Annotated in this window: 18 protein-coding genes and 1 pseudogene; 13 read left to right on the forward strand and 6 right to left on the reverse strand. The window is 32.3% G+C overall.

The window, feature by feature from the left end:
• Window positions 1-37 precede the first annotated feature (37 nt).
• Window positions 38-271 carry a hypothetical protein gene (locus RMA95_RS03870; protein ID WP_025469101.1) on the reverse strand — a complete coding sequence of 78 codons (234 nt, stop codon included), beginning with the start codon at window positions 269-271 and terminating at the stop codon, window positions 38-40.
• 509 nt (window positions 272-780) lie between these two features.
• Here RMA95_RS03870 and RMA95_RS03875 point away from each other — a divergent pair.
• Complete coding sequence (locus tag RMA95_RS03875) at window positions 781-1173, forward strand: hypothetical protein (protein ID WP_049064551.1); 393 nt, start codon at window positions 781-783, stop codon at window positions 1171-1173.
• A gap of 68 nt (window positions 1174-1241) precedes the next feature.
• Window positions 1242-1379: pseudogene (locus RMA95_RS03880) on the forward strand (lauroyl acyltransferase); the annotation flags it as partial.
• 72 nt (window positions 1380-1451) lie between these two features.
• Here the strand turns inward: RMA95_RS03880 and RMA95_RS03885 are convergent.
• A complete protein-coding gene (locus RMA95_RS03885; RefSeq protein WP_311069637.1) occupies window positions 1452-1685 on the reverse strand; it encodes a hypothetical protein in 234 nt (77 codons plus the stop codon).
• Between the two features lie 260 nt (window positions 1686-1945).
• Here RMA95_RS03885 and RMA95_RS03890 point away from each other — a divergent pair, with 260 nt between their 5' ends.
• The gene (locus RMA95_RS03890) at window positions 1946-2173 is read left to right on the forward strand and encodes a hypothetical protein (RefSeq protein ID WP_151750472.1); all 228 of its coding nucleotides are present in this window, start codon (window positions 1946-1948) and stop codon (window positions 2171-2173) included.
• Between the two features lie 117 nt (window positions 2174-2290).
• On the forward strand, window positions 2291-2530 hold the full coding sequence (locus RMA95_RS03895) for a hypothetical protein (RefSeq protein ID WP_025469103.1): 240 nt from the start codon (window positions 2291-2293) through the stop codon (window positions 2528-2530).
• Between the two features lie 235 nt (window positions 2531-2765).
• Here RMA95_RS03895 and RMA95_RS03900 read toward each other — a convergent pair whose 3' ends face one another.
• Window positions 2766-2918 carry a hypothetical protein gene (locus tag RMA95_RS03900; protein ID WP_171493767.1) on the reverse strand — a complete coding sequence of 51 codons (153 nt, stop codon included), beginning with the start codon at window positions 2916-2918 and terminating at the stop codon, window positions 2766-2768.
• A 425-nt stretch (window positions 2919-3343) separates the two neighbouring features.
• Here RMA95_RS03900 and RMA95_RS03905 point away from each other — a divergent pair, with 425 nt between their 5' ends.
• The 5 genes from RMA95_RS03905 (at window position 3344) to RMA95_RS03925 (ending at window position 6266) form a co-directional block, all read left to right on the forward strand.
• Complete coding sequence (locus tag RMA95_RS03905; RefSeq protein WP_311069638.1) at window positions 3344-3655, forward strand: hypothetical protein; 312 nt, start codon at window positions 3344-3346, stop codon at window positions 3653-3655.
• Window positions 3656-3880: 225 nt separating this feature from the next.
• Window positions 3881-4030, forward strand: coding sequence for a hypothetical protein (locus RMA95_RS03910; protein WP_200002508.1), 150 nt, complete (start codon window positions 3881-3883; stop codon window positions 4028-4030).
• Between the two features lie 96 nt (window positions 4031-4126).
• The gene (locus tag RMA95_RS03915) at window positions 4127-4597 is read left to right on the forward strand and encodes a hypothetical protein (protein WP_068936264.1); all 471 of its coding nucleotides are present in this window, start codon (window positions 4127-4129) and stop codon (window positions 4595-4597) included.
• A gap of 143 nt (window positions 4598-4740) precedes the next feature.
• The gene (locus RMA95_RS03920) at window positions 4741-4929 is read left to right on the forward strand and encodes a hypothetical protein (RefSeq protein WP_200002496.1); all 189 of its coding nucleotides are present in this window, start codon (window positions 4741-4743) and stop codon (window positions 4927-4929) included.
• Between the two features lie 782 nt (window positions 4930-5711).
• Window positions 5712-6266 (forward strand): TetR/AcrR family transcriptional regulator, encoded by a 555-nt coding sequence (locus RMA95_RS03925; RefSeq protein WP_151750317.1) that lies wholly within the window; start codon window positions 5712-5714, stop codon window positions 6264-6266.
• 36 nt (window positions 6267-6302) lie between these two features.
• On the opposite strand, the gene RMA95_RS03930 is transcribed toward RMA95_RS03925, so the two are convergent.
• Both RMA95_RS03930 and RMA95_RS03935 read right to left on the reverse strand, forming a co-directional pair.
• A complete protein-coding gene (locus RMA95_RS03930; RefSeq protein ID WP_077169368.1) occupies window positions 6303-6731 on the reverse strand; it encodes a hypothetical protein in 429 nt (142 codons plus the stop codon).
• A gap of 92 nt (window positions 6732-6823) precedes the next feature.
• The gene (locus RMA95_RS03935; protein WP_311069639.1) at window positions 6824-7405 is read right to left on the reverse strand and encodes a TetR/AcrR family transcriptional regulator; all 582 of its coding nucleotides are present in this window, start codon (window positions 7403-7405) and stop codon (window positions 6824-6826) included.
• 1248 nt (window positions 7406-8653) lie between these two features.
• Here RMA95_RS03935 and RMA95_RS03940 point away from each other — a divergent pair.
• The 4 genes from RMA95_RS03940 to RMA95_RS03955 all read left to right on the forward strand — a co-directional run bounded on the left by RMA95_RS03940 (window position 8654) and on the right by RMA95_RS03955 (window position 12357).
• Complete coding sequence (locus tag RMA95_RS03940) at window positions 8654-9220, forward strand: ester cyclase (protein ID WP_263614097.1); 567 nt, start codon at window positions 8654-8656, stop codon at window positions 9218-9220.
• 210 nt (window positions 9221-9430) lie between these two features.
• Window positions 9431-10324, forward strand: a complete 894-nt coding sequence (locus tag RMA95_RS03945) for a DMT family transporter (protein WP_311069640.1) — start codon at window positions 9431-9433, stop codon at window positions 10322-10324.
• 78 nt (window positions 10325-10402) lie between these two features.
• Window positions 10403-11470 carry a bifunctional DNA-binding transcriptional regulator/O6-methylguanine-DNA methyltransferase Ada gene (gene ada, locus RMA95_RS03950; protein ID WP_311069641.1) on the forward strand — a complete coding sequence of 356 codons (1068 nt, stop codon included), beginning with the start codon at window positions 10403-10405 and terminating at the stop codon, window positions 11468-11470.
• Between the two features lie 122 nt (window positions 11471-11592).
• Complete coding sequence (locus RMA95_RS03955; protein ID WP_311069642.1) at window positions 11593-12357, forward strand: SDR family oxidoreductase; 765 nt, start codon at window positions 11593-11595, stop codon at window positions 12355-12357.
• A gap of 60 nt (window positions 12358-12417) precedes the next feature.
• Here RMA95_RS03955 and RMA95_RS03960 read toward each other — a convergent pair whose 3' ends face one another.
• A complete protein-coding gene (locus RMA95_RS03960) occupies window positions 12418-14016 on the reverse strand; it encodes a bifunctional aspartate transaminase/aspartate 4-decarboxylase (RefSeq protein WP_019458396.1) in 1599 nt (532 codons plus the stop codon).
• Window positions 14017-14028: the final 12 nt, after the last annotated feature.

Raw genomic sequence — 14028 nt, forward strand, 5'->3', positions numbered from 1 at the left:
GACTTTAAAAGAAAAGAAATGCTTAATTTTTATAAACTTACTCAAGCTCTAATTGGTCATCATCTTTGGTAATTTTAATCTTTATCTTTTTATATTTTCGTTTATTTGGATCTAGCGCCGAGTTCATTACTTCATCTGCAAAAGGCGGGCATTGCATGAGCTTTGCATACGCTCTATAGCCAATGCGTATTCGAGTAGGTGGGCAATCGGTTCTTTTTGAATAGTATTCAATGAGAGAGTTCAGTTCTTGTAATAAAGTTTGCTGTTCCATCATACATACTTAACAATTAGATAACTCAAGCATAATAGACTTAAATGTTTAGTGGAATATGTATTTAAAATATACAAGTTGCTTAAATTGTGACTCAGTTCGCTAAAACTACTATTTTGTGTATCAAGTTTGTTTTTATATAGGTGCAAGCTGTTTTTTTAACCGAAATGTCATAATGAAAAGTTAAGTTAAGCCTATAACAAGAAAAGATGAAGATTGTTGCGAACAATAAAACCAAGAAGCAATTTTCAAGTAAAGCTGGTCTGTTGTAATTAAGCTAATTCGAAAGAATTGGCTTTTTTGTTTTACATATGATTGAAAGAGAAAAGACTTTTTTAAGTTTTTATTTATTCCAATAACAAGACTTAGAATTTTTCTCACAGTTAGTGTGCTATGACCTGATCAAGAAGAGAATCTGATATTACTTTCTCACAACTGAATATTACAGTGAGATATGCTAAGTTTTATAGTGTAAGTCACTATTACTTTTTAAGTTGGTGAGGTGTGTAATGAACGAAATATGGGGATATCATTTTAAAAAGGGTTGGATTCAACAGCATAATTTTCTTGCCGCTTATCTCACTTTATTTAATGAGCATGATATATCTAAAGCTATAATTGCACTTGGATATTTTGGAAAATATGGAGTTTATCAAATAGATGATTCAATACTGGGAAATCCAATTGAAGTATATGAATTACAAAATGGTTCAAGACTGCCCAAATATTTAATTGAATATTGCCCAGTAGGAGCAAATGTCGATTATTTTGTTGCATATAATATGCCGAGCTTGATTGAGCTTTTAAACAAGCTAGCTCCATTAGTGCATGCAGTAACAGCATGTAATCAAATTAATGATATATCACCGAATTTAAAAAAACGTTCAAAAGCAGTCAATTAGACTTTAAATACTATTTAAATTAATTCTCGTTACTAAGATTGAGTTAATTTTTGATTATTTGTTCTATTGGGGATATTCGAGATCCTCAATACAATGGACTAGTCACACTTAAACTTGAAAACTTTCCAAGTGAATGCGAAGTAAACGATGCTGAACGCGTCAATAAAATTATTGAAAATCAAATTCGAATCGCCCCAACACAATAAATGTGGTTGCACAGACAATTTAAAATTCGTCCTGTCGGTGAGGCAAAGTTCTATTGATAGATTTTGCTTTCATTATTCAAGATCGAGTTGGTTATCATCTTTGGTGACTTTGATTTTTAAATTTTTATATTTTCGTTTGTTTGGATCAATTGCGGAGTTCATAACTTCATCTGAGAAAGATGAGCATAGCATAAGTTTTGCATAGGCCCGGTAACCAATCAAAATTCTACGTAAGGGATAGTCTGTTCTTGTAGAGTAATATTCAATTCGGGCGTTTAGCTCTTGTAGCAGGGTCTGCTGGGCCATTGGAATAATTTTCTATAAGTGGTTCATTACAGCATATAGAGATTTACACTCTCTAAGAAGAAATATTTTAAAAAATTAATATTATTCATAGTTAATTTATTAAAAATCATATGCTATAAATTTTTATTCCTTTTAAATTTAACTAGATATAACAAATTTTTAAATATTTTGGTTAACGTTTAATTATCAAAAATAACAACTCTTTTAAAACAATAAGCGTATGTGTGTTATAGTCAATTTTAAATAATTTTTGGTATAAAATGGATATTTGTATTGGTGGCCTACTAAATGGTCAGAAAAGACATGATAATCAAAGCTTTTTTAAAGTAGAGAATCACTATTGTGATAGTTTCTCCGAATATACTAAAGAGTATTTTCATTTAAATGGTCAAATTTTTTCATTTTGGATTAGTAAAGAAATAGACTTTTTTGAAGCTCAAAAGAAAATTGAATTATATTTGATAAATATTAAAATTAAACATGCATGATAGAAACTAAACTGACTAATATAAAAATATTTTTTAAATTTCTCTATATATGAAATTTAATGAATTTGTCTTTTTGGGATTGTAATATAAAAAATAAAGTAGGTTGCAGGTATGGGTATGAGTGATCAATTAATTGAAAGAGATAAACTTTTAAAATATCTAACTCAAAAAAATGCTGAGAAGGAATTAGAGTGTGAATGGCTTAGAAATATTATTATTCGGTTGCTTGATGAAATTGAAGATAGTCGATTACAGGCTCTGCTGATTAGACAAGTCAATGAAGAGCTGATTTTACTAATCCAAACACATATAGAGCCAGAGTTTAATTTAAAGGATTTAACTCAGTTTCCAAATTAAATGAGTAATAAATATTGCTAAAAATAATCATTTATTTTGAAATGGATTTAAAAGAAATAAAATATTCAATTAAATTATAATATTATATCTTTGTAAAAAATAGTTGATAGATTTTAGATGAGTGAAAAGAAATTGTGAAAAATGATAATGAATCAATGAATTTTTAAATGTTTAATATAAAAGCCCTATATTAAATAGGGCTTTTATATTAATTAAAGAGTGTATTTAATTAATTTTAATGTTTATTTTCCTTCTCGTTATTTTCTGGTGAAGGATTTTCAACTTCAGGAGATTGAACGGGTTTCTCAATTTTTTCCTCAGTTGATTTAGGGTTGAAATTATTTTGCTCTTGAGTTGCTTTTTTGGAAAAATCTTTAAAATCAGACATTTTAGACTTCTTTAATAATAGTAGTAAGGAAGCTTTATACTAGACCTTTAATTTAGTTACATTACGGTAGTTGTGAGAGCACTATGTAGTGATATGTTCTAGAAATAGGCTAGTTATCGACATAATATTTCTATAAATTGATTTGAGTGTTGATATATATGTAAAAAAACCATTTAGTTAAATACAGGATGTAACATATAAATTAATATTTTCATTTTTAGAAACCCTGAACATAAATTGCTTTTGAAAATGTATTTAAATGTTTAGGTTTTTAATTTCTTTAATGATATAAATTATAAGGTTAAAAGTTTTGAAGTGTAAAAGTCTTTAACTACTTACTTGTAAATATATTTGAACAACTTAAAGATACATTTTTAGATAAATAATGCATACTTAGTTAGATTAAATTTAAAAAGAGAAATAATATGGATACTGAAGTAAAAAAATATTTTGATGTTGCTGAATGTGTTTATAGGAATATTAGTTTTAAAAATCAGACTAATAAGGGGAGAGTCGATTATCTTAATAAGCTACTAGTAGAGATAAAAAAAGAAGCTGCTATCCATCAATTAAGGTTAATGTATAGTAATATTGATTTCGAAAACTGCTTAAATAGACCAATGAAAGAACGTGTTATCAAAATAGATTTAACTCTGCTGCCTAGTTTAGATAGCAAACATGAATATATTATGTGGTTGGCGAGTTTTATAAAAAGTATTTCTGCCGAAAGAAAATAAAATATATAGCCATGAGAATTTTAATTTAGAGTTTTTATCTAAAATTTTATTAATTTTGTAGATTGTTGAAAATTAAAATGAAAAAATATAATTATTAATTATCTTAATAATAAACAAGGTGATGACATTTAGATACATTTGTATAGTATCTAAGTTTGCATAAAGGGAATATTATCAGTAAGTGCTAGATAATCATCTGCACATCATTAAATAGGAGAGACTCTAATGTCTCAACATGACCAAGTTAAAAATGATCAAGAAAAATCAAAACAGCAACAACAGCAGCAGCAAGATGGTAAAGAGTTTGTTCCTAAAAGTCCTGATCAGAATGATTTAGAAAAATTAAATCAAAATGATGAAAATCAGAAAAAATAATATTATTATAAAATTTATTTTTTCTTAAAATATTAATTGGTAGAAAGAGTTTCTATTCTTTTTGCCAATTTCTAAGATTAAGAGGAATATTTTGAAATGTTTTTTATTATAGTAATTGTTTTTTTAGTTATTGGTGCTTATTTTTTAATTAAGTTTTTTTCAAAAGTTTATTTAGAGTTGCCTGAGAAAACTATAAAAATAGCTGGAAAAATATTTACTGAAAATAAAAATTTTTTTGAGCATGAAATAGTTGTAACTTTGTATCAGGAAGAGTTAATAACTTTGGTTGGTGAGCAAGATGGCGATAGAGTTACTGTTTTTAAAAATGCTGTAATATGTCTAGAAAAAGAAACAAATAAAATAGCAGTATATATTGATACTTTAAGAGTAGGATATCTTAATAAAATAAATGCTCATAGTTTTTCTGATTTTTTGAAAATAAAAGGTTTTAATAAAAGGGATGCTTTTGAAGTTGATGCGGTTATAATTAGTGAAAACTTAAGCCTGTGGAGTGTGAGGCTAGATATACCATATGACATGAAAAAATTTAGGTTTGATAAATATTAGATTTATAATAAATATTTAAGTGGTATTTCTGTAATGTATCTTAGAGCTTTTTTTGAATTTAAAATAAAAAGAGATCATAATAATTTTATTGATAATAAAAAAGGAGAACGGTTATGGAACGTAGAGCTGTTAAAGTCCATAAAATGTTTAGAGAGTTTCATGAAGAAAAGGATCGTGGTTATATAGGAGAATATGATGAAAAACATAACCTTATAGCGATATATGATATTTTTAAAGAAAAAATGAAGAAAATAGAAGGAACTTATCAATGGATTTTACCTTCTTCGGGTGAGATCTTTTTTGTTGAAGAAGATCCCATCTATATTCGGTAATTAATAAAGAAATCATATTTGTTAATAGACTAACTTTCAAAGATAACAATAAGGCGTTATCTAATCTGGCTTTAAATGATCTATTTTATATTGTTTAAATTTTAGACTGAGTATCTCCTTGCTGGTAGTTTTTAGATTCCCGTACAGATCATTACTTTATAAACCCCAATTTAACAATAAATTTTAATTATTTAGCTTACTTTTTTAATGCTCTAAATTAAAACAAATGTCATTTTGTATGCTTGACTGTAATAGGGTAGAGCACTATCCTTTGCCTGCTGGCCACATTGCCAGTTAGCTTTGACAGGCTAGAAAACAAAGGGCGATATATAGAATTTTCTTTTATATGTCGTGTACCCGCTCGTCCCCTTTCTTTACGGTAGGACGGAAGGGGGACACCTTCGGGTGTGCTGGTTCCTTTGTTTCCAGTCTGTCAACCCTCTTTCGTTCTGCCACCATCATTTGACAGTGATTTGGTAGAACTTTTTCAAACAAAGGATTTACCATGCATATGTATATCAATTCATCTCATTTATTGGCCTTTGCCAAATTCTCTCTGCCCATACCGCTTAAAAAGTCTATAAAACGGTTTAATCGACTCTAGGTTTTCTACGCCTTAAAAATCGTTACGACCAAAAATCATAGCCACAATAAAACCGAGATAGGCGAGCACACCATTATTGTGCGGCTTTCTTATGCCTGTATTTAGCACTCATTTTAAGAGTGAAGGTATTTATATCTCTTTTTTTATACAACAAAAAATTATTTTAAGCGGTAAAACTATGCGAAATTTAGAAACATCTTCCAAAAAACTACATGTAATTCAAACTACCATTCAACTTATGACGATACATGGGTTCCATAATGTAGGCGTAGACCTGATTGCTAAAGAAACCAAAATTGCAAAAGGTACGCTTTACAACTATTTTCACTCAAAAGCAGGCCTTATTGAAATATGCCTGTTACTGCAAAAAGAAACGCTCATGGAAAAAGTAAGAGAGGTACTAGAAACAACCCAATATTCCACTTTGACTAATAAACTCAGACAAATTTATCTTTTACATGCCGACTTAAATAGCGCTTATTACCTACTGTTTAAAGCGGTTTTTGAAACTAAATTACTTTATCCTCATGCTTACCAAAGTGCTGTGCGTTATAGACGTTGGCTAAAAAATGAGATTTTCTGCCTTATAGCAGGAACTAAAAAAATGGCTTCATATACAGAAGCTGAGTTGTTGGTATTTATGATAGATGGAGCAATTTTGAGGCTTTTAATTTCAGATAAAATTGAAGAACAAACTAAGTTGTTAGATTACTATTTGATGAGGGTAATCTAAGAACTCATTGCCGCCCAAGCTATTGAGCTTGGGTTGCTAAATACCTATTACGGTAATGCCATCATATTTGTTTTCGACTCTTTCAAGAAATTTGGTAATTTCTATGATCATGTTGAGAGCTTGTGGTTTAAAAAAATTGAAGTGATTTGCAAACCATTTTGTTTCTTTTTCGAAAATGAGCTTTAACGTCTTATCGTATTTATCTAACTGATTTATAAATGAATGAAGCTTATACAAATCTTTTATAATTTCTTTGATATTTTCAGAGTCTATAAAAGTATTTCCCCAATGAAAAAACTTTTCTTTATCTCGGTTAAATAAATTTTCAACGAGTGAAAAAGCAATTTCATCAACAACTATAGAGTCGATACAATTTTCATTTCTATCGAGGTCCATAGGTATCACTTGAATATTTAATGATCCTACTAAACCAGAAACAAATTTAACGTCAAAATTAATTTTCATATTAAATAGCTGAATAAATTAAATTTTATATTTATGAGATTAAGTTTTCACTTAAATTCAATTCTTTAGAAAATATTGGGTTAGATTTCCAGTTAGATTGTCTCTAGCTCAATTAATGTATTGATATAGTTCCACGTTTTCTCTGGTTCAATTGGATTTTCTTCGCAAACAGACGCATTAATCAAGCCATCGAGGAGAGAGAGGAATAAATGAGTGAGCGTTATAGGATCCTTTATTTCTAATTCTTTAAAAATAGAACTGGTAGTGTCAAATAACCAATTTCGATATTCATCTAGCACGACATGAATAGTTGGATATAAGCTTCCTACATCCATTCGTGCTTTATGAAATGGGCATCCTCTGGCACCATTTTGATTTACCCAATTGATATACCACATATAGAGTTGTTCTAATTTTTCTAAAGGAACTGATCGTGTAGATATTTGCTCTTCTACCGCAATCTGGATATCAAGTTTTAGTTCCTGTAGGCAAGCGGCCACCAGTTCTTCTTTAGATGGGAAATGTTTATAAAAGGTCGCTTTGGCAATATCAGATTCAGCAATAATTCGGTCTATACCGACAGCAATATAACTTTCCTGAATAAAGAGCTGAGTTGCTGTTCTTAGAATAATTTCTCGTTTTGATGGTTTTTTTAATTTTATTTGTGCATTCATAAGGGTTTATTGCATTTTGTTGAAGAATTAAGCTTGGTATTTTAGTTGATAGAAGGACTGTTAGACTAGTCGATATGGTTGAAATTTAGACAAAAGGAAGACAGAACTGTATGTATTTAATCGCATATCTTGGATTATGATCTAATCTATAAAAATGTAATGTTTAATTTAATAAGATTTATGAAATTTTAGAGATTTTTGCTTCATTTGGCACATCGTTCGCTGTACAACCATTTTTTATATGCATCCCTGAATTATCAGTTTTTTAAAATGTATAGATGGGCAATTTTTCTTCATCAGGCTATGACAACAAAGTTGATCTGTTTACCAACTCATGTCCATATTTTACTTAAGACCTTGAAACTAAGTATTAAATAGAGAGTTAATTAACTTTGTTGATATATTAAAAATATTAAATAAAGTTAATACTTATGAAGTTTGTCTAATTAATTGTAACTAACTTATTGATTTATAATTATAAATATAAGGGTGCCTAAATTTTAATTAAAAAATATCATAGATAATATGTTTTATACTGAATTTTGCATTAACTATATAATAAATAATTAAATTATTTTATTAATCTTGAATGATGTATGTAACACCGCTATGAATTTATTTAAACCATCGAAAAAGGTTAATAATGTTTATTTTCGCTTTGGAGAACATCAGTTTGTTTTATTAGCAGTCTTTATTTTTGCTGCGTCCAAACAGAATTGGTCTAAAAGTGACATTAATATAGTTATAGAAGAAGCTTGTAGCAAGGATTATAAGCATTTAGTACATATACTTAGACATCATTCATAGCTCCTGTCAGATTGAAAAGGATATAACCTCATATATCCTTTTTACAGTACATTTGTAAAATGGTTAGATATTTGATTTTTAATTAATACTTAAAATATATTGAATAATATAGAGCAGAAGGCTTTATTTTTAGTGGTTTTTTCACTTTAAGTTCATAATGGGTTTATTTAAATCTAAAAAATGAGCTTAAATAAAAAGCAATCATCTAATTGAATTATTTGATAAAAGCTTTTAAACATTAAATTATTTTTTCATTTCACTCTTTAGATGGCCTACAAGTTTTTATGTATTTGACTGCATAAATCATCCCAAGCATACTCTAAAAGCTATCCATTCATTAATAAATAGGTTTGGTAAAGCTTGTAAATAATAAATTGATAATTAAAAGAGTGTGAAAATTGTTTAACTACAAATCCACTCAAATTGCTGCCAGGAAAATATATGATGAAAAAATTAGGTGTATTTACACATATCGCTTTAGGCCTAGTCATGACATTGGGCACTACTGCCAGTCAAGCAGATTCGGTATTGTCAAAAAAAGATGCAAAAGAGCTAGCTCAATATAGAGAAGCAGAACGTATTGGTAAGGAACATCTCATTAAATTTGATACCTTAGATTTTGATGTTTATAGCAATCAAAAATGGGATCGTTTGAAAGAAAGTCATGCTGTTAATATTCGCGTGCATTACCCAGATGGAAGTACGACGGTTGGAATTCCAGACCATATTGTTGAACTAAAAAAAATGTTCGTTTTTGCACCTAATACCAAAATCAAAACACACCCTATACGCATCGCTTCTGGAGAGTGGACAAGTGTTGTTGGTGAGATAGAAGGTAATTTTAGTCAACCTATGCCAATTGGTAACGGCAAAACTATTCCACCTACGGGCAAAGCATTTAAATTTAAAATGGTGACGGTAGGTCATTGGAAGAATGGCACGATGGATGAAGAATATTTATTTTGGGATAACCAAGCATTCATGAAGCAAATTGGTTTAGAAAAATAAGAGTGTATGAACATTAGTAACAACGCTCAATTCAGTATATTTTACAAGAAATTAGACTTTTGGGCTTAAGTTATTAAAAACCTAGTTTATTCAAATAGACTGGGTTTTTATTTCTATTGAGATTCAAAGGCATATTTGAAGAAACTTTAGTCGACTAGATAAATATAAATAAGTCAATTAATTAACGATATAAAACTATTGGAGAAAGCTGTGGATGAACACAAGTTAAAAACAAAAGTCGGCACACTTGAAATGGTCGTAGCCATGCTGCTTTCAGGGAGTATTGGCCTATTTGTGATTAAATCAGGTCAATCACCAATAAACATCGTATTTTTCCGCTGCCTTATATCAGCCTTATGCTTAATACCCATCTGTTTGTTTTATGGTCATTTTAAAAAAGTATATTTTGGCAAAAAAGAACTATTTTTAATGGTGACTTCGGGCTTACTTATTATTTTTAACTGGGTTCTGCTGTTTGCTGCTTTCCCTAAAACCTCTATCTCTTTAGCTACGATTGTTTATCACGTAAACCCGTTTGTGATTTTATTTTTAGGGGCTTTGGTCTTTCATGAAAAGCTAAATAAAAATGATGTGCTATGGACCCTAGTTGCTTTTGCTGGGCTAATTGTAATTATTGGTTTAGGTAGTGCCTCGGTCAACTCCAGTGAGTTAGCAGGTTTAGGCATGGTTCTTATAGCTACTACACTGTATTCAATATCGGTTCTAATCACTAAAAAACTAACTAACACGCCGCCTTTATTAATTGTGCTTATACAAACCTTAAGTGGAGCCATTGTTATGACTCCGTTTATTTCGGCTTTTGCAAATCCACCGATAGGCCAACAATGGCTGTTTGTACTTGGGTTAGGGGTTTTACACACAGCATTTCTTTATTATTTGATGTACTCGGCAATTAAGAAAATACCTTTAAATAACATTGCGATCTTATCTTTTATCTATCCTATATCGACCATAGTAATTGATTATTTCTTCTTTGATCATGTGCTGACCGATACTCAAATTTTAGGTGCAGCTTTAATTTTATTGGGTGTGCTCGGAGTAAAGTTGCATTGGAATGTTTTTGCGTTGAAAAGATTAAAATAGCAATACCAAGAGTTTTGCTTATCAACAAAGTTGCGAAAATAAGTCATTAAATATTAAATTGCAATTGAGGTGAGCAAAATGAAAAATCAGTGGATAACAGACGAAGATAGATGGCAAGCAATTGTTGATCGTAATGCAGAAGCTGATGCATATTTTGTTTATGGCGTGAAAACCTCAGGCATGTACTGTCTGCCATCAAGTACCAAAAGACTGCCTAAAAAAGAAAATGTAGTTTTCTTTGAGAGCGTCGCGCAAGCCGAGAAAAATGGTTATCGCGCAAGCCAAAAAATACAAAATAGACTCTTAAATGCACACGATCCAAAGCTTATAGAGAAAATCGAGAAAGCATGTAGATACATCGAACTACATGAAGAAAACTTGTCTTTATTCGATGTTGCAGATCATGTAGGAATGAGTGCATATCATTTTCACCGAGTTTTTAAGCAAATTACTGGCTTAACACCTAAGGGCTATGCCGATGCGCATAAAAGTAAAAAGCTAAGAGAAAACCTAGACGAAAATATTAGTGTGACTGATGCAATATTTAATGCAGGTTTTAATTCAAATAGTCAGTTCTATGAAAATTCAAATTCGCTATTAGGTATGACAGCGAAAGAATGGAAATCTGGTGGTAAGGGGGTACGCATTTTTTTCGCCATAGGAGCGTGCTCTTTAGGAGATATTTTAGTTGCCCAAAGCCAGAAAGGCATTTGTGCAATTTTGCTAGGCGATGACCCTGAAAAGCTTTTAAATGATTTACAAGATAAATTTCCAGAAGCCGATTTGATTGGCTGTAATGATGAGTTTGAGCAATTGATTGCACATATTGTCGGGTTTATTGAAGCGCCTCAAATCGGATTAGATTTACCGCTAGATATTCAAGGGACTGCATTTCAACAAAGAGTATGGCAAGCCTTGAAAGAAATTCCTGCGGGGCAGACAGCCAGTTATTCCGATATAGCCCAAAAAATAGGTTCACCTAAAGCCGTTCGGGCCGTTGCAGGGGCGTGTGCTGCAAATATGTTAGCTGTTGCTATTCCATGTCATCGTGTCGTTCGAAATGATGGTTTTATTTCGGGGTATCGTTGGGGTGTTGAACGTAAACGCGCATTGTTAGAGAAAGAAGCAGAACTGGCACGAACCTAAAATTGTTTTAGTAGGCTGTTTTTATAGAGTTAATTTTTTCAAAACAGCAAGAATCAGAGAGTCTATTTTCTTCGGGTTACTCAAAATATATCTATCAATTTAATAAAGATGGAATTGTGAGTATGAGCAGATTAAAAGATAAAGTGGCTATTATTACGGGTGCAAGTTCAGGTATAGGTTTAAGTGCCGCGTCGTTATTTGTAGCCGAAGGAGCGAAAGTTATTCTGGTTGCACGCCGTGAGCGTGTTTTAAAAGAGCTTTGCGATAGTTTGAATCGAGACGGAGTCGTTGCGCACTTTATTGCAGGGGATCTTAATGACCCTACAACCATGCAAAAAGCAATTGATATGGCTACGCAACATTATGGCAGGTTAGATATTGCATTTAATAATGCTGGTCTGTTGGGAGAATATCAACTGACTCACGACACAACCGATGAAAATTGGAATTATGTGATTCAGAGTAATTTAACCAGTGCGTTTCAGTCAGCCAGAGAACAACTTAAAGTCATGTTAAAGCAAGGCTATGGTTCAATACTGTTTACATCATCTTTTGTTGGTCATCATATCGGGTTTCCTCAAATGGCGGCTTATGCTGCAAGCAAAGCAGGACTCATTGGTTTAACCAAAGTGATGGCAGCAGAATATGCAACCTCAGGCATTCGAGTAAATGCACTTTTACCCGGTGGAACAAATACTTCAATGGGTCAAGAGGCCGCTTCTTCGCCAGAAGTTCTAGAGTTTGTAAAAAGCATACATGCGATGAAACGTTTAGCAGAACCCGATGAAATTGCAAAAGTGGCGCTCTTTTTAGTAAGTGATGATGCAAGCTTTATTACAGGCAGTGCTGTACTCGCCGATGGTGGAGTGACTATTTGTAAAAGCTAGATAAAGAATAAATAGGTCGTAAAAAAGTGAGGCTGCTAGAGCCTCACTTTTTATATGTACTTATTTTCCTTTTTTGGTTTTTAAATACTCGGCATAAGCTTCATCTGCGAAGCGTCTTAAAGAGTCACCAATAGCAGCATATTGGTATTCATTTAGGTTAGCCAATGACGCACGGGCAGAAGGGTGCTGCACACCAAAACCAGAACCCGGCAATAAAACCACACCTGTTTCATCTGCTACTCTAAACAATAGCTCAGTCGGATTTTTATTTTTCATCACCCAATCGGCAAACTCATCTCCATAAAGAGTACGTGATGTGTTTTCAAGGTTAACAAGGGTGTAGTAGTCCACCGCATTTGGATCTGTTGGAACCTCGACGCCAAGTTGTCGATACAGTGCTGCATCGCGTTCACGTACAACAGATTTAACTGCTTTTTTATAGCTTTGGCGTGAGTCCATCATATTAAACAGTGCAAATAAAACCATTTGCACTTGCTGTGGGGTAGACAGACCAGCGGTATGGTTTAGAGCAACATTACGGCTGTCTGCAACTAAACGGTCAATAAACTTAATGCTTGATGGGTCTGTAGTTAAAGATGAATAGCGCTCTTCAAGCTCTTTCTTCTCTTTTTTCGATAAGTTCGCAATTTGTTTATCAAGCACATTGTTATTTGAAAGTGCAATGACACCAAGTCGCCAACCAGTTGCGCCAAAGTATTTAGAGAACGAGTAAACCAAAATGGTGTTATCAGGACAGATCGCAAATAGTGATTTGAAGTTATCGGCAAACGTACCATAAACGTCATCAGTCAAAATAATCAGATCAGGGCGTTTTTTGACAATATCCGCCAAAATCGCAAGACCTTCATCACTCATTTTTACCGATGGTGGGTTACTTGGGTTGACTAAGAAAAACGCTTTAATAGATGGATCTTCTAACTTTCTAAGTTCCGATTCTGGATATTGCCAGCCGAGTTTAGGATCAGCCTCAATGAGCACTTCTTCAAGTTGGTAGTCATTAAGTTTCGGAATTTCCAGATATGGCGTAAAAATAGGACTACCAATCGCAATGCGGTCGCCATTTTTAATAATTTTATTTTCTTTTAATGAGTTAAAAATATAGGCCATTGCGGCTGTTCCGCCTTCAACAGCAAACAAATCTAAGTCTCTTTTCTGCATGCCTTGTACGCCCATTTCTCGTAAGACGTACTCTTTAATAATCGTTTCACTTACTCTAAGCATACGGTCTGGTACGGGATAGTTACAGCCTAAAATCCCTTCAACCATTTCAAGTAAAAAAAGATCTGGGTCTAAGCCTAATTGGTCACGTACATAAGATACGGCTTTACCTAAAAAGACAACGCCCGGTTTATCGCGGTTTTCCAAAATGAAGCTGTCAAAACGTGACTGGAGTCCAACAGGGCGAGGGAAGCCGCCTAGACCTTCTGGCATATAAGAAAATGAAAATTCGGATTCGGTTGCCGAAAACAGACCTAGTTGAAAGAATGCTCGGCGTGGGATAGTCGCAAGAAAGTTCGGATTGCCTCGGCCAGCATTTAACATCATGCGGTCAGTTCGGCTTTGAGCTAATTCTATTAAATTATCTTTCAGTTCAAACGGACTGAGTTTTGCGTATTTAGAATAATCGACTTTCCCCATGGGACGTCTCCT

The sequence above is a fragment of the Acinetobacter sp. V110_1 genome, from assembly GCF_031798975.1.
GTDB lineage: Bacteria > Pseudomonadota > Gammaproteobacteria > Pseudomonadales > Moraxellaceae > Acinetobacter > Acinetobacter nosocomialis_A.